This is a genomic window from Variovorax sp. GW531-E2 (assembly GCF_059423125.1).
The window spans coordinates 179,327-202,046 of sequence record NZ_JBWKXQ010000002.1; the positions used below are offsets into that span (position 1 = coordinate 179,327).

Annotated in this window: 24 protein-coding genes; 11 read left to right on the top strand and 13 right to left on the bottom strand. The window is 64.3% G+C overall.

The genetic code is table 11. From position 1 onward, the window contains the following. Nucleotides 1-3 precede the first annotated feature (3 nt). From tssL to icd, 10 genes are all read right to left on the bottom strand, one after another. Nucleotides 4-1,368, bottom strand: a complete 1,365-nt coding sequence (gene tssL, locus AC07XP_RS02290) for a type VI secretion system protein TssL, long form (protein ID WP_495263682.1) — start codon at nt 1,366-1,368, stop codon at nt 4-6. 51 nt (nt 1,369-1,419) lie between these two features. Further along, entirely contained in the window at nt 1,420-2,076 is a 657-nt protein-coding gene (locus tag AC07XP_RS02295; RefSeq protein ID WP_495263683.1) for a hypothetical protein, read from the bottom strand. A gap of 12 nt (nt 2,077-2,088) precedes the next feature. Further along, nucleotides 2,089-3,351, bottom strand: a complete 1,263-nt coding sequence (locus AC07XP_RS02300) for a sterol desaturase family protein (protein ID WP_495263684.1) — start codon at nt 3,349-3,351, stop codon at nt 2,089-2,091. Next, a complete protein-coding gene (gene tssK, locus AC07XP_RS02305) occupies nt 3,348-4,703 on the bottom strand; it encodes a type VI secretion system baseplate subunit TssK (protein WP_139706207.1) in 1,356 nt (451 codons plus the stop codon). The genes AC07XP_RS02300 and tssK overlap by 4 nt, the downstream gene beginning before the upstream one ends. Before the next feature lie 35 nt (nt 4,704-4,738). Continuing rightward, entirely contained in the window at nt 4,739-5,323 is a 585-nt protein-coding gene (tssJ, locus tag AC07XP_RS02310; protein ID WP_495263685.1) for a type VI secretion system lipoprotein TssJ, read from the bottom strand. A gap of 118 nt (nt 5,324-5,441) precedes the next feature. Then, complete coding sequence (locus tag AC07XP_RS02315) at nt 5,442-5,927, bottom strand: Hcp family type VI secretion system effector (protein ID WP_062471480.1); 486 nt, start codon at nt 5,925-5,927, stop codon at nt 5,442-5,444. A 127-nt stretch (nt 5,928-6,054) separates the two neighbouring features. Beyond that, nucleotides 6,055-7,545, bottom strand: a complete 1,491-nt coding sequence (tssC, locus tag AC07XP_RS02320) for a type VI secretion system contractile sheath large subunit (RefSeq protein WP_139706204.1) — start codon at nt 7,543-7,545, stop codon at nt 6,055-6,057. Nucleotides 7,546-7,579: 34 nt separating this feature from the next. Next, the gene (gene tssB, locus AC07XP_RS02325) at nt 7,580-8,125 is read right to left on the bottom strand and encodes a type VI secretion system contractile sheath small subunit (protein WP_495263686.1); all 546 of its coding nucleotides are present in this window, start codon (nt 8,123-8,125) and stop codon (nt 7,580-7,582) included. Nucleotides 8,126-8,223: 98 nt separating this feature from the next. Beyond that, complete coding sequence (gene tssH, locus AC07XP_RS02330) at nt 8,224-10,929, bottom strand: type VI secretion system ATPase TssH (protein WP_495263687.1); 2,706 nt, start codon at nt 10,927-10,929, stop codon at nt 8,224-8,226. Nucleotides 10,930-11,290: 361 nt separating this feature from the next. Further along, nucleotides 11,291-12,550, bottom strand: coding sequence for an NADP-dependent isocitrate dehydrogenase (gene icd, locus AC07XP_RS02335; RefSeq protein ID WP_062471491.1), 1,260 nt, complete (start codon nt 12,548-12,550; stop codon nt 11,291-11,293). Nucleotides 12,551-12,769: 219 nt separating this feature from the next. Here icd and AC07XP_RS02340 point away from each other — a divergent pair, with 219 nt between their 5' ends. The 3 genes from AC07XP_RS02340 (at nt 12,770) to AC07XP_RS02350 (ending at nt 14,011) form a co-directional block, all read left to right on the top strand. Continuing rightward, nucleotides 12,770-13,108, top strand: a complete 339-nt coding sequence (locus AC07XP_RS02340; protein WP_062471494.1) for a hypothetical protein — start codon at nt 12,770-12,772, stop codon at nt 13,106-13,108. A 152-nt stretch (nt 13,109-13,260) separates the two neighbouring features. Continuing rightward, a complete protein-coding gene (locus AC07XP_RS02345; RefSeq protein ID WP_492736206.1) occupies nt 13,261-13,449 on the top strand; it encodes a hypothetical protein in 189 nt (62 codons plus the stop codon). Between the two features lie 91 nt (nt 13,450-13,540). Continuing rightward, the gene (locus AC07XP_RS02350; RefSeq protein WP_082548869.1) at nt 13,541-14,011 is read left to right on the top strand and encodes a DUF192 domain-containing protein; all 471 of its coding nucleotides are present in this window, start codon (nt 13,541-13,543) and stop codon (nt 14,009-14,011) included. A 69-nt stretch (nt 14,012-14,080) separates the two neighbouring features. Here the strand turns inward: AC07XP_RS02350 and AC07XP_RS02355 are convergent, their stop codons facing one another. Together AC07XP_RS02355 and xseA are read right to left on the bottom strand one after the other, a co-directional pair. Next, nucleotides 14,081-14,662 (bottom strand): superoxide dismutase, encoded by a 582-nt coding sequence (locus AC07XP_RS02355; protein ID WP_095745206.1) that lies wholly within the window; start codon nt 14,660-14,662, stop codon nt 14,081-14,083. 50 nt (nt 14,663-14,712) lie between these two features. Beyond that, nucleotides 14,713-16,026 (bottom strand): exodeoxyribonuclease VII large subunit, encoded by a 1,314-nt coding sequence (gene xseA / locus AC07XP_RS02360; protein ID WP_495263688.1) that lies wholly within the window; start codon nt 16,024-16,026, stop codon nt 14,713-14,715. A 312-nt stretch (nt 16,027-16,338) separates the two neighbouring features. Here xseA and AC07XP_RS02365 point away from each other — a divergent pair, with 312 nt between their 5' ends. The 6 genes from AC07XP_RS02365 (at nt 16,339) to adk (ending at nt 20,272) form a co-directional block, all read left to right on the top strand. Then, nucleotides 16,339-16,971 carry a MotA/TolQ/ExbB proton channel family protein gene (locus AC07XP_RS02365; protein ID WP_070060550.1) on the top strand — a complete coding sequence of 211 codons (633 nt, stop codon included), beginning with the start codon at nt 16,339-16,341 and terminating at the stop codon, nt 16,969-16,971. A 145-nt stretch (nt 16,972-17,116) separates the two neighbouring features. Continuing rightward, on the top strand, nt 17,117-17,542 hold the full coding sequence (locus tag AC07XP_RS02370; RefSeq protein WP_495263689.1) for an ExbD/TolR family protein: 426 nt from the start codon (nt 17,117-17,119) through the stop codon (nt 17,540-17,542). Next, nucleotides 17,543-18,547 carry a tetraacyldisaccharide 4'-kinase gene (gene lpxK / locus AC07XP_RS02375; protein ID WP_495263690.1) on the top strand — a complete coding sequence of 335 codons (1,005 nt, stop codon included), beginning with the start codon at nt 17,543-17,545 and terminating at the stop codon, nt 18,545-18,547. Then, nucleotides 18,528-18,710: a Trm112 family protein gene (locus tag AC07XP_RS02380; RefSeq protein ID WP_013541700.1), complete on the top strand. Its 183-nt coding sequence runs from the start codon at nt 18,528-18,530 to the stop codon at nt 18,708-18,710. Before lpxK ends, AC07XP_RS02380 begins: the two co-directional genes overlap by 20 nt. Beyond that, on the top strand, nt 18,707-19,480 hold the full coding sequence (kdsB, locus tag AC07XP_RS02385; protein ID WP_495261604.1) for a 3-deoxy-manno-octulosonate cytidylyltransferase: 774 nt from the start codon (nt 18,707-18,709) through the stop codon (nt 19,478-19,480). The genes AC07XP_RS02380 and kdsB overlap by 4 nt, the downstream gene beginning before the upstream one ends. A gap of 135 nt (nt 19,481-19,615) precedes the next feature. Beyond that, nucleotides 19,616-20,272 carry an adenylate kinase gene (gene adk / locus AC07XP_RS02390; protein ID WP_062471515.1) on the top strand — a complete coding sequence of 219 codons (657 nt, stop codon included), beginning with the start codon at nt 19,616-19,618 and terminating at the stop codon, nt 20,270-20,272. 30 nt (nt 20,273-20,302) lie between these two features. Here the strand turns inward: adk and AC07XP_RS02395 are convergent, their stop codons facing one another. Next, nucleotides 20,303-21,289: an asparaginase gene (locus tag AC07XP_RS02395; RefSeq protein ID WP_495263691.1), complete on the bottom strand. Its 987-nt coding sequence runs from the start codon at nt 21,287-21,289 to the stop codon at nt 20,303-20,305. A gap of 73 nt (nt 21,290-21,362) precedes the next feature. Here AC07XP_RS02395 and lexA point away from each other — a divergent pair, with 73 nt between their 5' ends. Then, the gene (gene lexA, locus AC07XP_RS02400; protein WP_062471522.1) at nt 21,363-22,046 is read left to right on the top strand and encodes a transcriptional repressor LexA; all 684 of its coding nucleotides are present in this window, start codon (nt 21,363-21,365) and stop codon (nt 22,044-22,046) included. A 144-nt stretch (nt 22,047-22,190) separates the two neighbouring features. Further along, complete coding sequence (locus tag AC07XP_RS02405) at nt 22,191-22,571, top strand: hypothetical protein (protein ID WP_495263692.1); 381 nt, start codon at nt 22,191-22,193, stop codon at nt 22,569-22,571. The last annotated feature ends 149 nt before the right edge of the window (nt 22,572-22,720 follow it).

Sequence of the window (22,720 nt, forward strand, 5' to 3'; positions counted from 1 at the left end):
CGTCTAGCGCGGGGCGACGGCTGGCTGCTTCACCGGACCCGCGCTGACGTTGGCGCTGACGCCAGTGCCCTGCGTGACCATGATGTCGACGCGCCGGTTGCGGGCACGTCCCGCAGCCGTGGCGCTGTCTGCGATGGGAACCGTGGCGCCACGGCCCTCGGTCTGGATGCGCGACGGCACGACGCCCTTGCCGGTCAACACTTCGGCCACGGCCTGTGCCCGCTTCTCGCTCAGGACCTGGTTGTCGGGAAACTCGCGCGTGCGAATCGGCTGGTTGTCCGAATGGCCGGTGATCTGAACCGTGCCGGAGACCTGGTTGATCTCGTCGGCCACCTTCGCCAGCACGGGGAGAATCCGTGCACTGAGGCGCGCCTGACCGGGAACGAACATCTCGTCGCCCTTGAAGGTGACGATGCTGCGGCGCTCGTCTTCATCCACGCTCACCGTCTCTCGCTCGATTTCGCTCGCCAGCAATTCCTTCAGGCGCAGCGGCTTGACGGGAGGCGCCGGCGGGGGACGCAGCCGGCCGATGGCGGCAATGCGCTGCTGCAGATCGGTGCTCGACTGCAACAGCTGGTACTTGTACCAGGCAAACAGGCCAAACAGGATCAGCGTCAGCACCGAGCCGGTCACCCACACCGGCACGCTGCGCAGCAAGCGAAACTTGCCTGCCCCCACACCCTTCCAATGCGGCGACAAGTCGCTCGGGACATCGCCGCGCGCGTTGCCCAGCAGAGAGAACAGCCGATGACGAACCGTTTCAAGCTGCCGGCGCCCGTTCGCCGCGGTGCTGAAGCGACCTTCGAAACCCAGCCCGAGGATCTGGTACAGCACTTCGAGCAGATCCACGTGCTCTTGCGGGCTCGCGGCGAGGCGGCCCACGAGAAGGAAGAACTTGTCACCGCCTTTGGTATCGCCGTGAAATTTCGCGGCCAGCTGTTGGCCAGCCCAGATACCGGCCTCTCCGCCCTGCCCGCCGCCCCACGGCGTGCTGTTGGCCGCTTCGTCGAGCGCAGTGCACAGCGCGTAGCTCGCGGCCACCACATGTTCGTGCCGGACCTGCGCAGTGGTGCAGATGGATTGGAAAGCGGCCACCTCGCGCTCGAGCAACTGATGGAACAACGCCACGCCGTCGCTTTCCAGCGCAGCGGGCATGTCTGCCAGGGCCCGCAGCAAGGGCTGGGCCGCCTCCAGCAAAGGATTCTGAGCCGCGGCGACCGCGGTCAGGCGCTCCTGCGTCGAGGACTCGGACACCAGATGCGCGACATCGGCCGACTCGCCGAACAGTTCGCCATCACCGGATCCGTCGCGCGGGTCGGTTCCACCACCTCCCGCAGGCGTCTCGTTGAATTCTTCTTTGTAGAGCATTGGAGCGTTGGAAAATGAACGGGCCGAGCCCGATGAAAAGGCGAAGCCTGCTCAGGCCTCGCACTCGGAGCTGTCGTTGACGATCTGCTCGAAGCTGCTGTTCTGGATGTGGCTGGTCTTCATGCGGCAGTCGACCATTCGCCACACGCCGGAGCCCTGCGAGTTGTCGATCAGGACGGTCGCCGCCAGCGGTGCCCCGCGCCGGCGCTGGCGGCCGATGGCGAAGGTCATGTCGTCGAACCGGCAGTTGTCGATGGTGAGGCGGGTGCCGGCCACCAGCACTTCGCCGCGACCTGTGCAATTGCGAAAGGTGACCTCTCCCATGCATCCCACGCCTTCGTGCGCTGCGGGGGCAGAGCTTCCGCCGTCAAAGCTGCACTCCTGGAACAGGACGCCAGCGCTTCCATCGCCCCCACTGACGATCGAACGTCCAGCCGAACTGCATTGGGTGAAGCTCACATCGGTCATCACGCCGAAGTCGTGATGGGGTGCCAGAAACCGGCAGTCGATGAACTTGCAGCCCGACATCGATGCCAGCTTGATGTTGCCGTCCCCTGCGAAGTCGCATCCGACAAAGGTCAGGTTCTTCCAGGACACGCCGACGAAGGCGCCCGAAGCCATGTGCGCGCCGGCGATGGTCATCGCGGCCGAGCTGCCGTCGAGCAGACGGATGTACTCTTTCTGGAGACTGGTGATGGGTGTGGTCATCTGCGCCTCCGATCAACGGTTCTCTCTGTGCTCGACGCCGTGCGCATCGACCCACCGCCCCGACCATCGGATCGGATGCAGCTGCTGCGCCCAAAACCCTCGCGGGACGTAGTCGCCAACGACCCCATAGCCATCCGGCCAGATCTTGTTCTTGTCGGCTTTGACCGCCGTACCGAACAGGTAGTCCCAGAACGCAAAATGCGCGGCATAGCATCGGTCCAGGCCTTCCGCGTCCCGGCTGTGATGCCAATGGTGAAAGTTCGGTGTCACGATGAGATAGCGCAGGGGCCCCAGCCGCACCGATGCATTGGTGTGGTTGAACACGGCCTGCACGCCCGCGATCAAGACGTAGACGTTGATCACGCTCTGTGAAAAGCCCAGCAAGAACGCTGGCGCCAGGATCACCACCGTCGAGATCACCGTTTCCACGCCATGGGTCCGGCTTCCGGAGATCCAGTCCATGTGTTCAGCGCTGTGATGGATCGAGTGCAGTCGCCATCCAATGGCGGTCTCGTGATAGAAGCGATGCAGCCAGTACCTTCCGAAGTCGGTGATCAGCAAGAGCAACAGCAGTGCATAACCGAACGGAAGCTGCCGCACCCAGCCACGCAACGTGCCTTGTGCGGCAGGATTGAGATCGGCAAGCGCACCACTCACGCCATACAAGACGGCATAGACGAGAAACAACGTCACGCCAATGAGCAAGTGGCCTGTGACGAAGTACATGAAGTCGGTCTGCCAGTCTTTCCTGAAAACCGGCATTTCTGGCTTCAGGGGTCGAAGCTTTTCGATCGTGGTGAAAAGCAAGGTTGTCGCCAGCAAATCGAAGATCAACCAGTCAACCCCCAGATAGGGGACAACAGCCAGCTGCCCCGCAACAGGAAGCCAGCCATTGCCCGTTGCACTGACGCCCAACTTTGACCCCACAACGGCCACGGCCGACCAGAGCAATGCCCATGCAGACAGGCGTCGAACCCGTCCGAAGACAACGTTGAACAACGCCAAGGTTCCGCACAATGCCATCGCGCTCAGCAACACGATTCGCATCACATCGAAGCTCAGGTACTCACGCACCTTCGGCGTGCTGAGGAAATCCGGAAACTGGAACAACAACACGCCCAGCATGCTGAAGTTGGCCAGCACCAGTGTGATCATTCCGCTCACCATCCCTTTGCCCGATCGCAAAGGTCCATGCGACAGTGCGAGCTCGGCGCCCTTCTTGATCTCGTAGACGACCCCTTCGTACAAATGGGTCGGAAATTTCAGGGGATTCATTTTTCCCTCACTCCCCAAAGCTCCATGCGCAACCCCGGAAACTCGCCCGCGACATGCAGCGCCAGCCCACCGTGCTTGACCATGTGCTCCCACAACGGACCACGAGGGTCGATCTGGAAGTAGACAAAGCCTGCATTGAAGGGAATCTGACGCGGCGGAACGGGCAAGGTCTGCAGCGGTATGCCCGGCAGATGGGACCGAATGAGCTCGGTCAACCTGTCGCTCGGCCCCACCTTGCAGCGGGCGGGAAACTGGCTCGCCAACTGTTCCGGCGGCGTGTGCGCCGCGACCGCAAACACCAGGCTGGAGAAGCCCTGCAACTCCGCGGGTTCGACGCTCGCAACGCGCACACCATTGGGTCTTGACGCCAAGGGGATGCTCTGCGCGCTTCGCACCAGCACGTCGTTCAGCAAGGCCTGCACATCCCCGATCAACTCCCTGAAGGAGAGGTACGGGTCGAGGTGTTGATAGGCAGGATGCGGTTGTGGACGACGGGTGGTTCCGCGAACGAACGTGGCCAACTCTCCGCTCAACGTGCGCAATGCGGTGTAGAGCATCTCTGGAGAGGTCTCACGCACCCGAAGCCAGTGCTCGAGCATGGGCTCGTAGCGATTGAGTATCTGCAGCAGCAAGAAGTCGGACACTTCGGCAGCTTCGCTGGACTTGCCGTCGTTGCCACTCAGTCGGGCGGCCAACGATTGCGCGCGCAGCTTGCACAAACCGTGCAGATTGGTGATCCAGTCCGCCAGCAAAGGGCTTGCGCCATAGCCGGCTACCGGTGGAATCAGGTGCGGGTCGACGGCGATGCTTCCGTCCGAGCGCAGCACCGTCACCTTCGCGAGCGGCAAGCCGATCCAGGCGTCGGTCAGTTCGCGTTGCGGAAGGAGACGCAGGCGTAGTCGGGACAGTTGAACGGTCTTTGCACCCTGTCCGATCGAGTTGGCATCGCGCAGCTCCGCATCGAACACCGAAAACCGGGCCAATGACGACGCTGAGATGCCGGCGTCATCGAACGTCGTTTCTTCTCCGTTGGGCGTTCGGATCGGCACCGCCAGGTGAATGACCTGCTCCAGATGCTCCGGCAAGATCGTGAGCGGCGCTGGCGGCAGCGTCTGGCCTGGTGCATCGAAGGGCGTGCCATCCGAGAAGATCCCGGCCGCGCTGGCCAGCACCAGCTTGCCCAGTGAGAGCGACTCCGCATCGATGCTGTAGTGGTTGAACCCCCAGTAAAAGGGAGTCAACGAGGCGGCACGCTTGTGCGCCAGGTGTTCGAGGTAGCGCTCCTGCTGTTGAAACAGCTGCGGACGCAGGAAGAGCCCTTCGCTCCAGGCGACTTTGTTGTACCAGCTCATGGATTCGATCGTTGTGCTTTCGGGCCGCAGACGTGCTACTTGATAGGCGTCAGCTGGATGCCCTTGCCTTGAAGGGCGATCTCCAGCTTGACCTTGTTGGCGGGGATGACGGTGCGATACCAGGCGGACTCGGGGGCGGGATCGACTTTCTGCACAAGGCGCCACTCGCTTTGTGCAAGCTCCCGATAGCCGGCGATCACGCCGATCGCGGCGAGCTCGGGGTGCGACATGCGCCGGATCTTCTTGACCTCTCCGGGTCGCAGGATGAACTCATCGCGCACCAGAAGGTCGGCGCCCATCACAGTCTTGTCGCTGTTGTGCAGCGAGAAGTAATCGGCCGATTCGAAGGTTGCCTCCGACTTGAGCTCGTAGATGCGGACCATGATGGGTGCCGCCCTCCCCTTGTCGTCCGGGTTGACACCGGCTTCCGCAGTGACCGTGATATCGAGCTTGGTTTGCTCTCTTGGGTGTGAGAACTGCGCATATGCCGGCGAAGGCCCTGCCAACGCAACTGCCAATGCAAAGCCCCACAGGCATGGAAACCCGAGACGCGACATCCACCTGGACAGCCCGCGTCGGGACGCAACACTCCGGCACAGCCCTGGCATGTCGAGATTCATGTGGGAATCAAACTGAAAAAAGAATGCAAAAGAACCGACTTCGATTTGCGCCTCCTCAACCCCCTTGCGCGAACCGAAGTCGAAAAGCCCCGGACGGATCCGGGGCGAAGCGAAGGCTTCAGGACTCCTTGTTGCCCTTGATGTCGTAGCCCGCAGTGACAGCACCACCGCTGCCGCCTTGCGCGTTCTGCACGGAGTACTCCTGCTTGATCTTGGAGAAGGAAAGGCGCACACGCTCCTTGACACGCATCTCGTCCGAGTTCGAGCCGAAGGGCTGGATCGAGGTGATGATCACGTCGGAGAAGGTGAACTTCAGGTACTCCAGCGGGTTGCCGCCGGCCTTGCGAACCGTGAGCTTGGCCTCTTGCACGTGCTTGCCGGTCAGGCAGTACTTCATGAGGTTGGGACTCGAACGGTCGATGTAGTGGTCGAACTCGAGGTCTTCGACCGTCGCCTTGCCTGCGCCGCCGCCCGAGCCGGCGTGCATGGTGGATTCCTGGAAGGCTTTCCAGTTGAAGGCCAGAACCTCGATCTCGTTCTTGTGGTCCGAATCCTGCGATTCGCCTTCGATGCCGTTGATCTTCAGAAAAATGTCTTGTGACATGAGAAAACTCCCTGTATTTGAATTTGTCGGTAAATGACGAATGCACGAGCGCTCTTGATGGCGCGTCCTTGGAAATGCCGTGGCGTCTGCGCGCCACTTCCTCGAACAATTCGATGGCGGTTGGGTGTCAGGCCGCTTCCTTGAGCGACGGCAGCTTTGCAACCAGACGCAGAGAAACGGTCAGGCCTTCGAGCTGGAAATGCGGACGCAGGAAGAACTTCGCGCTGTAGTAGCCCGGATTGCCTTCGACGTCCTCCACCACGACTTCGGCAGCCGCGAGGGGTCGCCGGGCCTTGGTTTCCTGGGACGAATTCGCAGGATCGGCGTCGACGTAATGCATGATCCATTCGTTCAACCAGCGCTGCATTTCGTCGCGCTCCTTGAAGGAGCCGATCTTGTCGCGCACGATGCACTTCAGGTAGTGCGCGAACCGCGTGCTGGCGAAAAGATACGGCAGCCGTGCGGACAGGTTGGCATTGGCGGTCGCGTCCGGGTCCATGTACTCCTGTGGCTTCTGGAGCGACTGGGCACCGATGAACGCGGCATGGTCGGTGTTCTTTCGATGCACCAGCGGAATCAGTCCGGCTTTCGCAAGCTCAGCCTCGCGGCGGTCGGAGATCGCGATTTCGGTCGGACACTTCATGTCGAAGCCGCCGTCGTCGGTCGGGAAGGTGTGGCACGGCAAGTTCTCGACGGTGCCACCCGACTCCACGCCGCGGATCATCGTGCACCAGCCGTAGAGCTTGAAGCTGCGGTTGATGTTGACCGCCATGGCATAGGCCGCATTGCTCCATACGTAGTTGCGGTGATCGGCGCCTTCGGTTTCCTCTTCGAAGTCGAATTCGTCGACAGGATTGGTTTTCACGCCATAAGGCAACCGGGCCAGGAATCGAGGCATTGCCAGACCAACGTAGCGGGAGTCCTCGGTGTTTCGCAGCGAATTCCACGGTGCGTGCTCGAGGTTCGACGTGATCTTTGCGAGGTCGCGCGGATTCGCAAGCTCTTGCCACGACTCCATGCCGAGCAACGAGGGCGCCGATCCGGCGATGAATGGCGCGTGAGATGCTGCAGAGACCTTGGCGATTGCACCCAACAACTCGACATCAGGCGGCGTGTGGTCGAAGTAGTAGTCGGCCACCAGGCACCCGTAGGGCTCGCCGCCGAGCTGGCCGTACTCCTCTTCATAGATGCGCTTGAAGATCGGGCTCTGGTCCCAGGCGATTCCCTTGTGGCGACGCAGCGTACGACGGACTTCGTCCTTGGAGACATCCATGAAGCGGATCTTGAGCTTCTCGTCCGTCTCGGTGTTGTAGACCAGATGGTGCATGCCTCGCCAGGCCGACTCGATCTTCTGGAAGTCTTCCTTGTGAAGCACGAGGTTGATCTGCTCCGACAGCTTGCGGTCGATCTCGGCAATGATGGCCTCGATGCTGCTGTAGGCGTCGTCGGTCATCGTTGCGGCGTTGACGAGCGCCTGCTCTGCCAGCGTCCTGACGGCCGCCTCGACGGCATCGCGCGCTTCGTCGGTCTTGGGCTTGAATTCCTTGTCGAGCAGGGCCGAGAAGTCGGTGGGGTCGGTGTAGCGCGTCGCCTCGGGCGCCTCGAGCACGTTGTCCATGAGGGTGGTCATCTGAAGTTCCTTGGTCTGAATGTCACGCGGCGGAATCGGACGCAGGTGCGCCGTCCAGGTCGTCGGTGCGGGGTTTGGCGGATTTCGCCAGCGACTTCATCAGTGAAGGGTCTTGAAGCAGCTTGTTGACGAGGCTTTCGGCCCCTGCCTTTCCGTCCATGTAGGTCTGCAGGTTGGCCAACTGCGTGCGGGCTTCGAGGAGCTTGCTGAGTGGCTCTACCTTTCGTGCGACAGCGGCTGGCGAGAAGTCTTCGATGCTCTCGAAGGTGATGTCGACCATGAGCTGGCCTTCGCCCGTCAGCGTGTTGGGCACGGCGAATGCCACGCGCGGCTGGATGGCCTTCATCCGCTCGTCGAAGTTGTCGATGTCGATATCGAGGAACTTTCTGTCGGGCACAGGAGGCAAGGCCTGCGCCGGCTTGCCGGACAGATCGGACAAGACGCCCATCACGAAAGGCAATTCGATCTTCTTCTCGGACCCGTAGATTTCCACGTCGTACTCGATCTGCACACGTGGTGCCCTGTTGCGGGCAATGAACTTCTGACTGCTGTTGTTGTTGGTGGCCATGAAAACTCCCTGGTGAAAAAAGACAGACAAGAACCTGGCATCGCGCCTTTTCGGAGGCAACGACGCATCTCCTGCGCCAACGAGATGGCTCGCTGGACTCAGGCGAACTCGGTGTGACAGACGATGGCGCCTCCTCCTTGCAAGGCCGGGTTGGCGCTGTCGCTCGGCTTCACGTCGGCAGTCATGCGCCGGATCTTTTGCCGCACTTGAAGCGCATCCAGCCATTGCCGGGAAAGAATCGGCAGGAGACGTTGTTCGATGAAGCCGATCAGACGGCGAGCCCCGGTTTCGTAAGTGCCGCAGTGGCCGACGATTTCGTTCAGCAGCGCAGGCGTGTAGTCCAGCGCAATGTCATGCTGCGCATGCATTCGCTCGACCACGCGATCCAGGTGCAGGCTCACGATGTCGCGCAGTGCGCCCGGGGCCAAGGGCAGGTAAGGCACCACGGTCAACCGGCCAAGGAAGGCCGCCGGAAAGACCGTTCGCAGCGCCGGCTGGAGGGCATCGCGCAGAGCCTCGACATCGGGTACCAGCAAGGGGTCTTCACTCAGAGCGGTGATGAGTTCAGCACCAGTGTTGCTCGTCAACAGGATCGTGGTGTTTCGGAAATCGACACGACGCCCTTCCCCATCTTCCATCCACCCTTTGTCGAACACCTGATAGAAGATCTCGTGCACATCCGGGTGGGCTTTTTCCACCTCGTCGAGCAGGATCGTGCTGTAGGGCTTTCGGCGCACGGCCTCCGTGAGCACGCCACCTTCACCGAAGCCGACGTAACCCGGGGGCGCGCCTTTCAAGGTCGACACCGTGTGCGACTCCTGGAACTCGCTCATGTTGATGGTGATGAGGTTCTGCTCACCGCCATACATGGCTTCGGCCAATGCCAATGCCGTTTCTGTCTTGCCCACACCCGAAGGGCCGGCCAGCAGGAAGACACCCACCGGCTTGTTTGGATCGGTCAGCTGCGCCCGCGCCGTCTGCATGCGCTCGGCGATCGCCGCGAGCGCAGGCCCCTGGCCGATCACGCGCGCTTCCAGCCGTGATTGAAGCGCAACGACTGCCGCGACTTCGTCGGTGACCATCCGCCCCACGGGAATCCCGGTCCAATCGGCCACGATGCCCGCCACCACGGCCTCGTCCACCTGGGGAAAAATCAGAGGCAACTCCTTCTGGTGCGCGGCAAGCTCGAGTTCGAGGGCCTCCAGCTGCGCCGAGGGTGCATTCCCCTCGGCGCAGCTCAGCTCTTTCGCCTCCTCCCTCTTCTTGGTCCTCAATCCATGAATCGTGCGAACCAGCGCAAGCTCGTCTTGCCATCGCGCTTCGTGCAAGGTCAACGCCTGCTGCGCGGCATCGAGTTGGAATCGAGCTTTGTCGAGGCGCAACGCTCTTGCATCACTCCCCTGGGCAACGACACCCTCCTGACTTAGAAGTTCGAGCTCAACCTGGAGGGCTGCGATGCGGTGCCGCCATTGCTCGACGTCAGGCGGCGGCGCGTGAAGCGACATGGCAACGCGCGCGCATGCGGTGTCCAGGAGACTGATCGCCTTGTCGGGCAGCTGGCGTGCAGGGATGTAGCGATGCGACAGCGTCACGGCGGCGCGCACAGCCTCATCGAGCACGAGCACGCCGTGGTGCTCGGCAAAGGTGGCGACAAGGCCACGCACCATCTCGATCGCAGCAATCTCGTCGGGCTCTGCCACCTGCAGCGTCTGAAAGCGTCGCGTCAGCGCCGGGTCTTTCTCAATGTGGCGCTTGTACTCGCTCCAGGTGGTGGCACCGATCGTGCGCAAGGTTCCTCGTGCAAGCGCGGGCTTGAGCAGGTTGGCGGCATCGCCGGTTCCGGATTGCCCGCCCGCGCCGACCAAGGTGTGCACCTCGTCGATGAAGAGGATGACGGGCTGCACCGACTTGCCCGCCTCTTCCAGCAGGGCCTTGAGGCGGGACTCGAACTCCCCGCGCATGCTTGCGCCGGCCAACAGCGCTCCGACATCGAGGCTCCACAAGCGGCAGTTCTTCAGATCGGGAGGAACCTCGCCTTGCGCGATGGCCAACGCGAGCCCCTCGACCACCGCTGTCTTGCCGACGCCCGCGTCTCCCGTGAGCAGGGGATTGTTCTGACGGCGACGCAGCAGGATGTCGACCATCGTGCGGATCTCGTGTCCGCGCCCGATGACCGGATCGATCTGCCCTTGAGACGCGCGCTCGGTCAGATCCGTGCAGTAGCGCCGCAACGCGGACCTTCCATCCGAAGCTGCATCCGTGAGCGCGGCGCTGGCTTCACCGGGCAGCGCCGATGGCAGACCGGAGCCATCGTGCGGTCCTTCCTGCCCTTCGGGGGAGCCGGCCACGATGGCACCGATGGCCTCCGTCAATTGGTCTGCCGGGATTCTCTGGAATGCAGGCGAGATGCCAAGAAGCACGCGCCGCAGGTCCGGCGTCTGAAGCAGCGCAGCAAGCAGCCACGCACCACGCACGCAATGCGCGCCGAACTCGAGGCTCGAGAGTACCCACGCACGCTCGATGGCAGCTTCGATGTGACTGGAAAAATCGGTCAGCGAGGTGGCACCCGATGGCAAGCTGGACAAGGCCGATGCGAAGTCTTTCTCGATGGCTTGCGCGTCGATCTGGTAGTGCCGGCAGATGCGGTGCAGATCGCTGTCGTTGAGCTGCCAGAGCTGGTGAATCCAGTGCGTCAGTTCGACATAGGGATTGCCGCGCAGCTTGGCAAATGCGGTGGCGGACTCGATGCCGCGAAACAAGGTGAGGTTGAGCTTGCCGAACAGCGCTCGCCGAGAGATCGTCATTGCGCGATCTGCCGTGCAGCGTGCACGCCCTGTTCGATCGAGTCGCCTGCGAGGCCCCCTGTTGCCGGGCAGATTCCTGCGTTCTTTTCCCCCACTTCGCGCCCCCTATGCTTCTTGGAATGGGCGCGATTCTGGCGGCTCGCTGCGAGGCAAACACAGCACAGTTTCTACCAATGGTTAAACGAAAGACTGAGCCTATTGATCTGTGATGTTTGCCCGCCTCTCCTTACGTTCAGAACACAAAGGAGGTAATTCGCTAACGATATCGCGAGGGCGACAGGCAAGAAAAAAACCCTCGACTCCTTTCGGAAGCTCGAGGGCTTGATAAGGGTCTGACGTTTCTCGACGTCAGCGATCGCAATTACATGTTGTCGATCATGACCTGACCGAAGCCAGAGCAGCTCACTTGCGTCGCACCGTCCATCAGGCGCGCGAAGTCGTAGGTGACCTTCTTGCTGGCGATCGATTTTTCCATCGAGCTGATGATCAGGTCGGCCGCTTCGGTCCAGCCCATATGGCGCAGCATCATTTCGGCGGACAGGATCTCGGAACCCGGGTTCACATAGTCCTTGCCGGCGTACTTGGGGGCCGTGCCGTGGGTGGCTTCGAACATGGCGACGGTGTCGCTCAGGTTCGCGCCCGGTGCGATGCCGATGCCGCCAACCTGTGCGGCCAGCGCGTCGGAGACGTAGTCGCCGTTGAGGTTCAGCGTGGCGATCACGCTGTATTCGGCGGGACGCAGCAGGATCTGCTGCAGGAACGCATCGGCGATGCTGTCCTTGACGGTGATTTCCTTGCCCGTCTTGGGGTTCTTGAACTTCATCCAAGGGCCGCCGTCGATCAGCTCGGCGCCGAATTCCTTGGCGGCCAGGTTGTAGCCCCAGTCACGGAAGCCACCTTCGGTGAACTTCATGATGTTGCCCTTGTGGACCAGGGTCACGCTGGGCTTGTCGTTGTCGATCGCGTACTGGAAGGCCTTGCGCACGAGGCGCTCGGTGCCTTCGCGCGAGACGGGCTTGACGCCGATGCCCGAGGTGTTGGGGAAGCGGATCTTCTTGACGCCCATCTCGTCCTGCAGGAACTTGATGAGCTTCTTGGCCTTGTCGCTTTCGGCTTCGAACTCGATGCCGGCGTAGATGTCTTCCGAGTTCTCGCGGAAGATGACCATGTTGGTCTTGTGCGGCTCGCGCACCGGGCTGGGCACGCCCTCGAAGTACTGGATGGGCCGCAGGCAGACGTACAGGTCGAGTTCCTGGCGCAGCGCCACGTTCAGCGAGCGGATGCCGCCGCCGACGGGCGTGGTCAGCGGGCCCTTGATGGACACCACGTAGTCGCGCACCGCATGCAGGGTTTCCTCGGGGAGCCAGACGTCGGGGCCGTAGACCTTGGTCGACTTCTCGCCGGCGTAGACCTCCATCCAGTGGATCTTCTTCTTGCCGCCGTAGGCCTTGGCCACTGCGGCGTCCACCACCTTGAGCATCACCGGCGTGATGTCCAGCCCGGTGCCGTCGCCTTCGATGAACGGAATGATCGGCTGATCGGGCACATTGAGCGAATTGTCAGCGTTGACCGTGATCTTCTGGCCTTCGGTCGGGACTTTGATGTGCTGATAGCTGGACATGAGGGGGCTTGACTCCAGGAGTGACGTAATTCGAACGACTGTCTGCGAATTCAGACAGCGAGGGAGAATCGCTGTACAGCGCGCTAACAAATCGCTGTACATTTTAGACGCAACCCATCAGCGGACAATTGTCAACCGTAGGGCGATAGAGCCCGTTACTGGCTGACCTTCTGCTCGCCGGGAGGCGTTTCCAACCAATTCTCGATAGAGGAATCATCAATGAGCAAACTTCTCGCAGTCATGATCGCTGGCCTGTTCGCCGCTGGCGCGTACGCCCAGAACCCGGCCGGTACCACGCCCGAACAAGGCAACGCGACCAACAGCAAGCCGCAAGCTCGCGCTGAAGCCAAGAAGGAAGCCAAGCCCGCTGGTCAAGTGGCTCCCGCTGCTGGCGACATCGCCAAGACGCCTGAAGGCGGCGCCTTCGGTGCCGACAAGGCTGGCGTTGCTGGCGAAAAGCGCGCCAAGACCCGCGACGATCGTCGCCGCAACAAGGACGGCAGCGTGAAGCGCAAGGCCACCCAAGGCGGCACGCCTGACATGCCCGGCGCCAAGTAAGCCGGTCTGTCCCCCTAAGAAAAGCGCTCTCCAGAGCGCTTTTTTTCGTTCGCAGTTTTGTTCAACCACTGTCAACCGGGGTTCTTGAGGTCCGTTGAATGGAGGCCTTCCGCAGGGAGGTGATCCATATCAACAATCTCAAAGGATTTCTCATGAACAAGCTGATCGCAGCCCTGGTCGCCGGCCTCTTCGCAGCCGGTGCATTCGCCCAAGCCGCCGAACCCGCTTCCGCAGCGCCGGCCGCTCCCGCCGTCCACAAAGCCAAGGCCAAGCACACGGTCAAGAAGCACAAGGTGCGCCACGTCTCCAAGGCCCACGCGGCCGCCGCCAAGAAGGTGTAAGCTTTCAAGCTCCCGGCAATGCCCGCTTCAGCGGGCATTTTTATTGGTCACGGGCCGACCTCGTGTGTCGCCGCCCCGAAAGAGTCATCCGATGTTTCAGCGTCTCGCCGCGCTGCTTCTGGTGTCCGCGTCCTTCCTGGCGCCGGCCCACGCGCAGCAGCAAATCCAACCGCAACCCCAAACCGATCTGGCACGCACGCAGTTGTCGGTCGGCCTCTACAAGATCGATGCGCAAGTGGCGCAATCGCCCCGCGAACGCGAGATCGGCCTCATGTTCCGCAAGACGATGCCGCAGGCCGAGGGCATGATCTTCGTCTTCGAGCAGCCGGCCACGCAGTGCTTCTGGATGCGCAACACCCTGTTGCCGCTGACCGCCGCCTTCGTGGCCGACGATGGCCGCATCGTCAATCTGGTCGACATGCAGCCGATGACCGAGAACTCGCACTGCTCCGAGGAGCCGGTGCGCTACGTGCTCGAGATGAACCAGGGCTGGTTCGCCAAGAAGAACATCAAGAAGGGTGCCAAGCTCGGCGGCGAGCTCTTCTCGGCCGCCAAGCGCTGAGCAATTGAGCGCCCGTAAAAAAGCCGACCCGCAGGTCGGCTTTTTTCATGGCGAGCGCCAGGTCCGGCTTCAGCCGAAGTTCTTCGCTGCGAAGTCCCAGTTGGCCAGCTTGGCCAGGAAGGTCTCGACGAACTTCGGGCGCAGGTTGCGGTAGTCGATGTAGTACGCGTGTTCCCACACGTCCACCGTCAGCAGCGCGGTGTCGGCGGTGGTCAGCGGCGTGCCGGCGGCGCCGGTGTTCACGATGTCCACCGAACCGTCGGCCTTCTTCACGAGCCACGTCCAGCCCGAACCGAAGTTGCCCACGGCCGACTTCACGAAGGCTTCCTTGAAGGCGTCGTAGCTGCCCCACTTGGCATCGATGGCCTTGGCCAGCGCGCCGGTGGGGGCGCCGCCGCCCTGGGGCTTCATGCAGTTCCAGAAGAAGGTGTGGTTCCAGATCTGGGCGGCGTTGTTGTAGATGCCGCCGCTGGACTTCTTGACGATCTCTTCGAGCGTCATCGCTTCGAATTCGGTGCCCTTTTGCAGGTTGTTCAGGTTCACCACGTAGGCGTTGTGGTGCTTGCCGTGGTGGTACTCGAGCGTTTCCTTCGAATACTCGGGGGCCAGTGCGTCGATGGCGTACGGCAGGGGTGGGAGCACATGTTCCATGGTTTTTTCTCGTGGGTTGGTTGTGGGGAATGAAGGATTCTAGGAAGTAATCATGGGGGCGGCGTCAGACGTGTTCCCGTCGCGCCGCCGGGCGTCACGGTCAGGTCGACCGAGCCATCCGAAAGGCGTGCGACCACGGCATCGCCGGCCTTCAGGCTGCCTGCGCTGACGACCGCGCGGCCTTCGCCGTCGGTCAGCAAGGCATAGCCGCGCTGCAGCACCAGGGCCGGGTCGAGCAGCCGCAGGCGCAGGGCCACGCGTTCGAGCCGCTCGCGCCGCTGCGTCAGCGAACGCGCGAACTTCGCGGAGAAATCGGTGGCGATGGCCTGCGGCACCTGCGCCAATCGCTCCCGGCGCGACAGCACCGCGTAGTGCAACCGCTGCGCGTGGTGCGCCAGCCGCAACTGCTGGCGCGCAACCAGGCCCGACGGGCGGCCCAGCCGCGCGGCCGCCTGGTCCAGCCGTTGGCCGAGCACGTCGAGGCGCCCGCCCAGCGCACCGCCGAGCCGTTCGTCAAGCAGATCAAGCGCGCCGAGCCACAGGTCGCGCGGCGCGCTGACGAGTTCGGCGGCGGCCGTCGGCGTCGGCGCGCGCAGGTCGGCGCAGAAATCGGCGATGGTGAAATCGGTTTCGTGCCCCACGCCGCTGATCACCGGCACGGGGCTCTGCACGATGGTGCGCGCCAGCGCTTCGTCGTTGAAGGCCCAGAGGTCCTCGATCGACCCGCCGCCGCGCACCAGCAGGATCACGTCGACGGCCGGCTCCAGCGTGTAGAGCGACTGCAAGGCGCGCACCAGGTCGGCCGGCGCACTGGCCCCCTGCACTGCCGACGGCGCCAGCACCACGGGAATATGTGGCACGCGCCGCCGCAGCGCGGTCACGACGTCATGCAGCGCCGCGGCCCCCAGCGAGGTGACAACGCCCACGGCACGCGGCATGGAGGGCAGCGCCCGTTTGCGCGCCGGGTCGAACAGGCCTTCGGCCTCGAGGCGTGCCTTGCGCTGCAGGAACTGCTCGAACAGCGCGCCCTGCCCCGCGCGCCGCAGGCTTTCGACCACCAGTTGCAGATCGCCGCGCGGTTCGTACACCGCCAGCCGGCCGCGCACTTCGACCTGGTCGCCGTCGCGCGGCGTGAAGTCGAGCAGACTCGCCGCGCGACGGAACATCGCGCAGCGCAGCTGGCCGGATTCGTCCTTGAGCGAGAAATAGCAATGACCGCTCGATGCACGCGAGAACCCGGAGATTTCCCCGCGCACCGAGACCGGGTTGAAGCGCGCATCGAGCGCATCGGCCACCGCGCGGCACAGCGCGCCCACGGCCCACACGCGCGGCCCGGGCGCGGCATTCGGCTCCCTGAAGCTCATCGCGCCCCTCCGCCGCCGAGCGCCACTCTTCCACAACGGGCGTCGCGCCCCCCACTTTGGAGGGGTATGCTGGAACAGATGCACGAGTTCTCGTGCAAGCTGTTGATTTCATTAAAAAAAGTGCTGCTCAAAATTCAATCGATCTAACGGAAAGCCCGTCCCATGCGGGTTCGGAGTCATTGCGCGATGGGTTAATCACAAAGTTATCCACAGAATCTGTGCGTCCTTGCCGACACGCAAACAAGCCGCGAGCCGATGGTGGCTCGGTGGATAATCGCCGCGCATTTGCAGTCTACGGGCCGGAGGATTTTCTTGTTTTCCATCATTGTTGCCGCGGGCTGGCCAATCTGGCCATTGCTCGCCTGTTCGGTCATCGCACTCGCGCTGGTCATTGAACGTTTCACCAGCCTCAAGACCGTCAAGGTCCTGCCGCCGAAGCTGCTGGACGAGACCATCACCGTGTCGCGCGGCGCGGTTCCCGGCCCAGATGTCGTGACCAAACTGGAAAGCAACTCGATGCTCGGCCAGGTGCTGGCCGCCGGCCTGCGCGCGCTGAACGCCAACCCGCGCTGCACCGAAGAAGACCTGCGCGCCGCCATGGAGGCCTCGGGCCGCACCGTGGCGCACAAGCTGGAGCGCTACCTGCCGGCGCTGGCCACCATCGCCTCGGCGGCGCCGCTGCTCGGCCTGCTGGGCACGGTGATCGGCATGATCGAGATCTTCGGTTCGCAGTCGCCCGGCAGCGGTGCGGTCGGTTCGGGCAATCCGGCGCAGCTGGCGCACGGCATTTCGATCGCGCTGTACAACACGGCCTTCGGCCTGATCGTGGCCATTCCGACACTGATCTTCTGGCGCTACTTCCGCAGCCGCGTCGACGAGTACCTGCTGAACCTCGAACTCTCGGGCGAGCGCTTTGCGCGCCACTTGAACGCACTTCGCAAATGACGGCCATCGCAGCAACCGACGGCCGTCACACCAGGGACACCGCGGAACCGGCTTCGCCGGGCCGCAGGTGTCGCCCCCGGAAGGGGGTTGGCGTAGCGACACGAAGTGCGCGCAGCCTGGGGGTGAGCCTATGACTCGGGGCCGCATGCAGTTTCGCCACGGCGCGCGCGACGAGCCGGAGATCAACCTGATCCCGTTCATCGACGTGCTGCTGGTCGTGCTGATCTTCCTGATGCTGTCGACCACCTACAGCAAGTTCACCGAGATGCAGCTGCGGCTGCCGACCGCGGACGTCGACGCCCAGCGGGACTACCCGAAAGAGGTGATCGTGGCGGTGTCGGCCGACGGCCGCTACGTGGTCAACAAGTCGCCGCTGGCGGACCGCAGCGTCGACACCGTGGCCGCCGCGCTCGGCGCCGCCGCCACCGGCGGCAAGGACAGCGTCGTGATCATCAGCGCCGATGCCGCCAGCCCGCACCAGGCCGTGGTGACGGTGATGGAGGCCGCGCGCCGCGCCGGCCTGATGCAGATCACCTTCGCCGCCCAGTCGACGGCCCAGGCCGGTCACTAAGTGTCGACCGGCGCGCGGCTGCAGGATGCCTGGCTGCGCCGCGGTGCGCTGGCCTGCCTGCTGTGGCCGCTGTCGCAGGTCTACGGCGCCCTCTTCGCGTTGCGGCGCGCCTTCTATCGTTGGGGCTGGCAAAAAAGCGGACGCGTGCCGGTACCCGTGATCGTGGTCGGCAATGTGATCGCGGGCGGGGCCGGCAAGACACCCGTCGTCATGGCGGTCGTGCGCCATCTTCAGGCGAATGGCCTGCGGGTGGGCGTGGTGTCACGGGGCTACGGCCGCCGCACCGACGACTGCCGCGAAGTCCAGGCCGACAGCGATCCGCAGGACGTCGGCGACGAACCCGCGCTGATCCACCATGCCACCGGCGCGCCGGTCTTCGTGGCCCGGGAACGCATTGACGCCGCGCGCGCCCTGCTCGAGCGACATCCGGACATCCAGGTCATCGTCAGCGACGATGGACTTCAGCATCTGGCGCTGGCCCGCGATATCGAGATCTGTGTGTTCGACGACCGCGGTGTCGGCAACGGCTGGTTGCTACCAGCCGGCCCCTTGCGCGAGCCGTGGCCACGCCGCTGCGACCTGCTGCTGCACAGCGGCGAGCGGCCTGCCTTCGCCGGTGGCTACACCGCAACCCGCGAACTGGCGCCGTACGCCCTTGCGAAGGACGGTCGACGCATCCCGCTGAGCACACTCACCGGCCAGCCCGTGATCGCGCTCGCCGCCATCGCACGGCCGGAAGCCTTCTTCACGATGCTGCGCGCGCACGGCCTCACGCTCGCGGACACCTTCGCGCTGCCCGATCACCACGACTTCAGCGACTGGCAACGCCCGGCCGGTCGCGCCCTGCCCCTCGTCTGCACCGAAAAAGACGCCGTCAAGCTCTGGCACCAGGCGCCCGACGCGCCCGACGCGCTCGCCGTGCCACTGCACTTCGAACCCTCGCCGGCATTCTTCGCCGCCCTCGACGCGAAGCTATCATCGCTCGATGGATACCAAGCTGCTTGAACTGCTCGTCTGCCCCGTCACCAAGGGCCCGCTGACCTGGAACGCCGAGAAGCAGGAACTCTGCTCGCGCAGCGCGCGCCTGGCCTACCCGGTGCGCGACGGCATCCCGGTGCTGCTCGAGAACGAGGCCCGCACGCTGTCCGACGAAGAGCTGGGCCTGTGAGCTTCACCGTTCTGGTGCCGGCCCGGCTGGCTTCGACGCGACTTCCCAACAAACCGCTGGCCGACATCGCCGGCCTGCCGATGGTCGTGCGCGTGGCACAGCGTGCCCGCCAGTCTGGCGCCGCCCGCGTGGTGGTGGCCGGCGACGACGCCACCATCATCGACGCCTGCAAGGCGCATGGTATCGAGGCCCTGCTCACCCGCCAGGACCACCCCAGCGGCACCGACCGGCTGGCCGAAGCCTGCGAACAGCTCGGGCTCGACGGTGACGCGATCGTCGTCAACGTGCAGGGCGACGAGCCGCTGATCGACCCCGCGCTGATCGACGCCGTTGCCGCCACGCTGGGCGCGCGCCCGCAGGCCGCGATGAGCACCGCCGTCCACGCGATCGACTCGCTGGCTGACTTCATGAACCCGAACGTGGTGAAGGCCGTGCTCGATGCGCAAGGCCATGCGCTCTATTTCAGCCGCGCGCCGATCCCCTGGTGGCGCGACGGCTCGTCGGGCGGGGCGGCGCCGTCGGTGCTGCCCAGCCCCGCACCGCTGCGCCACATCGGCATCTACGGCTATCGCGCAGGCTTCGTGCGGCAATTCCCGTTGCTGTCGCCCGCCCCTGTCGAAGCCACCGAGGCGCTCGAACAGTTGCGTGCGCTGTGGCACGGACACCGTATCGCGGTGCATGTCAGCGATGTGGCCCCAGGCCCCGGGATCGACACGCCCGAAGACCTGGCGCGCGTGCGCGCCGTCTTCGCGGCCGGCTCGCCTGCGTGAGCTGCAGGCCGCCCCGAGGGAGACGGCGGCAATTTGTCACGGGGACGCATGCTATCCTCGATGCAATTCCGCCTCGGCGCGCCTGAGGGCGCGCATGGGGCGCGACACAAAATCTAAGAACCTTCCGAGGACACCATGAGACTTATTTTGCTGGGCGCGCCCGGAGCAGGCAAAGGCACGCAAGCGACCTTCATCTGCCAGAAATACGGCATTCCCCAAATCTCGACCGGCGACATGTTGCGCGCCGCGGTCAAGGCAGGCACCCCCCTCGGGCTGCAGGCCAAGACGATCATGGATTCGGGTGCACTGGTCAGCGACGACCTGATCATCAACCTCGTGAAGGAACGCATCGCGCAGCCCGACTGCAACGGCGGTTTCCTGTTCGACGGCTTCCCGCGCACCATTCCGCAGGCCGACGCCATGAAGGCGGCCGGCGTCAAGCTCGACTACGTGCTCGAGATCGACGTGCCCTTCGGCGACATCATCGAACGCATGAGCGGCCGCCGCTCGCACCCGGCATCGGGCCGCACCTACCACGTCAAATTCAATCCGCCGAAGGTGGAAGGCAAGGATGACGTGACCGGTGAAGAGCTGATCCAGCGCGAAGACGACAAGGAAGAGACCGTGCGCAAGCGGCTCGACGTCTACAGCCAGCAGACCCGTCCGCTGGTCGACTATTACTCGGCCTGGGCCAAGACCGACCCGGCCGCCGCGCCGAAGTACCGCGCCATCCAGGGCGTGGGCACGGTCGACGAGATCACGCAGCGCGCGCTTGCCGCACTGAACAGCTGATTCAGCGGCTGATTCGTCAGCCTCTTTCTCCTAGCCGCCCTCCGCCTCCGGCAGGGCGGCCACTCCCAACAGTTCCAGCACCAGCGCGACCCGCGCCTTCACCGGCGTGAGTGCGCCCGCGTCCCGCAGCCCGTCACCGGGTTTCGGCAGGATGCGTCCGTTCGCACAGCGTGTGGCGCGCAACACCACCAAGCCGCTGTCCTGCGCCTTCAGCGCTGCAGCTTCCAGCGCGTGGTGCACGGTGCCGTTGCCGGTCGTGGCCACGACCAGCCCGCGCAAGGGCTCAGTCGACGAGAGCAGCAACGCCTCCACGATCGCACCGCTCGCGCCCGCGTGGCTCATGACGATCTCGACGCGGGGCCACGGCTTCAACACCGCCTCCAGCCGCGCCGCATCGAACGGCGCCCCCTGCGGCCACGCACGCACGCGCCGCACTTCGCCCTCTTCCACATAGCCGACCGGCCCCGCATCGCCCGACGCGAAGGCATCAAGGCGGTAGGTGTGCACCTTCTGCACATCGAGGCCGCTGTGGATCGCGCCCGCACACACCACCGTCACGCCCTGCGCGCCGGGCGTCGAGGCCACAGCGAGTGCGTCGCGGACATTCTGCGGACCGTCAGGCGACAGGGCCGTCGCCGGGCGCATCGCGCAGGTCAGCACCACCGGCTTGGCCGGCGCGAGCACGGCGTGCAGGAAGAAGGCGGTCTCTTCCAGCGTGTCGGTGCCGTGCGTGACCACGATGCCGGCCACGTCCGGCTGCGCCAGCCAGTGTGCGCAGCGCGCGGCCAGCTGGCGCCAGGTGTCGGCGTCCATGTCCTTGCTATCGAGCTGCGCGACCTGCTCCGCCACCAGCGTCACGCCGGTCGGCGCCTCGATGCCGCCCAGCAGGTCCGCCACGCCCACCTGCCCGGCGGTGTAGCCGATGTTGTCGCCGCTGCTGGCGGCCTTGCCGGCAATGGTGCCGCCGGTGCCCAGCACGACCACGCGGCGCGTCCCGGACGAAGAGGAATGAGTCATGGCTTGTCAACTTTTGAAAACTGGTTAAAAATACAGGTACTGGATATCTAGCCAGTGCCGCAAGGAAACCACTATGCAGTTCGCAGTGAAGCTTACCGCCCGCCAGCAGCAGATCCTGGACCTGATCCAGGGCGCCATCGCACGCACCGGTGCGCCGCCCACGCGCGCCGAAATCGCCAACGAGCTGGGCTTCAAGTCGGCCAACGCCGCCGAGGAGCACCTGCAGGCCCTGGCCCGCAAGGGCGTGATCGAACTCGTCAGCGGCACGTCGCGCGGCATCCGCCTCAAGGGCGATGCGCTGCGCTCGCTCCACGAAACGCGCCACCGCGAAGGCAACCAGTTCTCGCTTTCGCTGCCCGGCATGGCCCAGCTCGCGCTGCCGCTCATCGGCCGTGTCGCGGCGGGTTCGCCCATCCTCGCGCAAGAGCACGTCGACCAGACCTACTACGTCGAGAACACGCTGTTCCAGCGCCAGCCCGACTACCTGCTCAAGGTGCGCGGCATGTCGATGCGCGACGCCGGCATCATGGACGGCGACCTGCTTGCCGTGCAGGCCACGAAGGAAGCGCGCAACGGCCAGATCGTGGTGGCACGCCTGGGCGAAGAAGTCACCGTGAAGCGCCTGAAGCGCAACAAGCAGGTGATCGAACTGCACGCCGAGAACCCCGACTACCCGACCATCATCGTCCAGCCCGGCGAGCCCTTCGAGATCGAAGGCCTCGCGGTCGGCCTCATCCGCAACACGATGCTGATGTAGGCCCCGGGCCTGTTGCCCACACGCAGCAGCACCTCATCCGGCCGCGACAGGTGGCGGGCGTATGGCGCGAAGTCGCCATCACCCTGTCGTGGCCGATTCAAGAAATCCTGCCTGTGTTCAACCTCATACTTTTTTGGAGTTCACATGGGAATCGCCCTCCTCGCCATCGCCGACCTCTGGTCGCCCCTGCAATCGCTGGCCACCCGCTGGATGCCCGCCCGCCGTCCCTCGCATGGTGAGAGCGGCGATGCAGCCGCTGGCCTGCGCTACGTGGCCATTCGCCCGGCCTGCACGGCGCGCACCGCTGGCAGCCCGGCGCCGACCGCGTCACCGTCCGCCGCCACGCCCGCCCGCCCGCTGCGCGTGGTCCGCGTGGTCGATCGGCAAGGCTCGCAGCGCGGCTGCGCCAACCGGGTCGTGATTTACGGCCGCATGGCCGACGTGTGCGCCGAACTCGACCGGCTCGCCGCACTGGAAGCCGCGGAAACCGGCAGCGGCGCGCCCCGCCCCAGCCACCTGCACTGAGAAAGTGCCAACGAACCCGCCGTGCCTGCGCACTCTGTGCGCCCCTCATGCGCACGGCGGATTCACCTCCAACGGGCTGAAACAGGCCTCCCGGGCGCCATCCGGTGCCGGGTATCCAAACGTTCACACGTGCGACGTGCCGATGCTGC

Bases quoted from the DNA above. Each gene is read 5' to 3' on its own strand.
- tssB (WP_495263686.1), bottom strand. From the start codon at position 8,125: ATGGCCACCAACAACAACAGCAGTCAGAAGTTCATTGCCCGCAACAGG.
- icd (WP_062471491.1), bottom strand. From the start codon at position 12,550: ATGTCCAGCTATCAGCACATCAAAGTCCCGACCGAAGGCCAGAAGATC.
- tssL (WP_495263682.1), bottom strand. From the start codon at position 1,368: ATGCTCTACAAAGAAGAATTCAACGAGACGCCTGCGGGAGGTGGTGGA.
- AC07XP_RS02315 (WP_062471480.1), bottom strand. From the start codon at position 5,927: ATGTCACAAGACATTTTTCTGAAGATCAACGGCATCGAAGGCGAATCG.
- AC07XP_RS02395 (WP_495263691.1), bottom strand. From the start codon at position 21,289: ATGACTCATTCCTCTTCGTCCGGGACGCGCCGCGTGGTCGTGCTGGGC.
- AC07XP_RS02345 (WP_492736206.1), top strand. From the start codon at position 13,261: ATGAACAAGCTGATCGCAGCCCTGGTCGCCGGCCTCTTCGCAGCCGGT.
- tssH (WP_495263687.1), bottom strand. From the start codon at position 10,929: ATGACGATCTCTCGGCGAGCGCTGTTCGGCAAGCTCAACCTCACCTTG.
- tssJ (WP_495263685.1), bottom strand. From the start codon at position 5,323: ATGAATCTCGACATGCCAGGGCTGTGCCGGAGTGTTGCGTCCCGACGC.
- AC07XP_RS02295 (WP_495263683.1), bottom strand. From the start codon at position 2,076: ATGACCACACCCATCACCAGTCTCCAGAAAGAGTACATCCGTCTGCTC.
- lexA (WP_062471522.1), top strand. From the start codon at position 21,363: ATGCAGTTCGCAGTGAAGCTTACCGCCCGCCAGCAGCAGATCCTGGAC.
- AC07XP_RS02355 (WP_095745206.1), bottom strand. From the start codon at position 14,662: ATGGAACATGTGCTCCCACCCCTGCCGTACGCCATCGACGCACTGGCC.
- AC07XP_RS02350 (WP_082548869.1), top strand. From the start codon at position 13,541: ATGTTTCAGCGTCTCGCCGCGCTGCTTCTGGTGTCCGCGTCCTTCCTG.
- tssC (WP_139706204.1), bottom strand. From the start codon at position 7,545: ATGGACAACGTGCTCGAGGCGCCCGAGGCGACGCGCTACACCGACCCC.
- xseA (WP_495263688.1), bottom strand. From the start codon at position 16,026: ATGAGCTTCAGGGAGCCGAATGCCGCGCCCGGGCCGCGCGTGTGGGCC.
- AC07XP_RS02380 (WP_013541700.1), top strand. From the start codon at position 18,528: ATGGATACCAAGCTGCTTGAACTGCTCGTCTGCCCCGTCACCAAGGGC.
- AC07XP_RS02370 (WP_495263689.1), top strand. From the start codon at position 17,117: ATGCAGTTTCGCCACGGCGCGCGCGACGAGCCGGAGATCAACCTGATC.
- adk (WP_062471515.1), top strand. From the start codon at position 19,616: ATGAGACTTATTTTGCTGGGCGCGCCCGGAGCAGGCAAAGGCACGCAA.
- AC07XP_RS02340 (WP_062471494.1), top strand. From the start codon at position 12,770: ATGAGCAAACTTCTCGCAGTCATGATCGCTGGCCTGTTCGCCGCTGGC.
- AC07XP_RS02300 (WP_495263684.1), bottom strand. From the start codon at position 3,351: ATGAATCCCCTGAAATTTCCGACCCATTTGTACGAAGGGGTCGTCTAC.
- AC07XP_RS02405 (WP_495263692.1), top strand. From the start codon at position 22,191: ATGGGAATCGCCCTCCTCGCCATCGCCGACCTCTGGTCGCCCCTGCAA.
- tssK (WP_139706207.1), bottom strand. From the start codon at position 4,703: ATGAGCTGGTACAACAAAGTCGCCTGGAGCGAAGGGCTCTTCCTGCGT.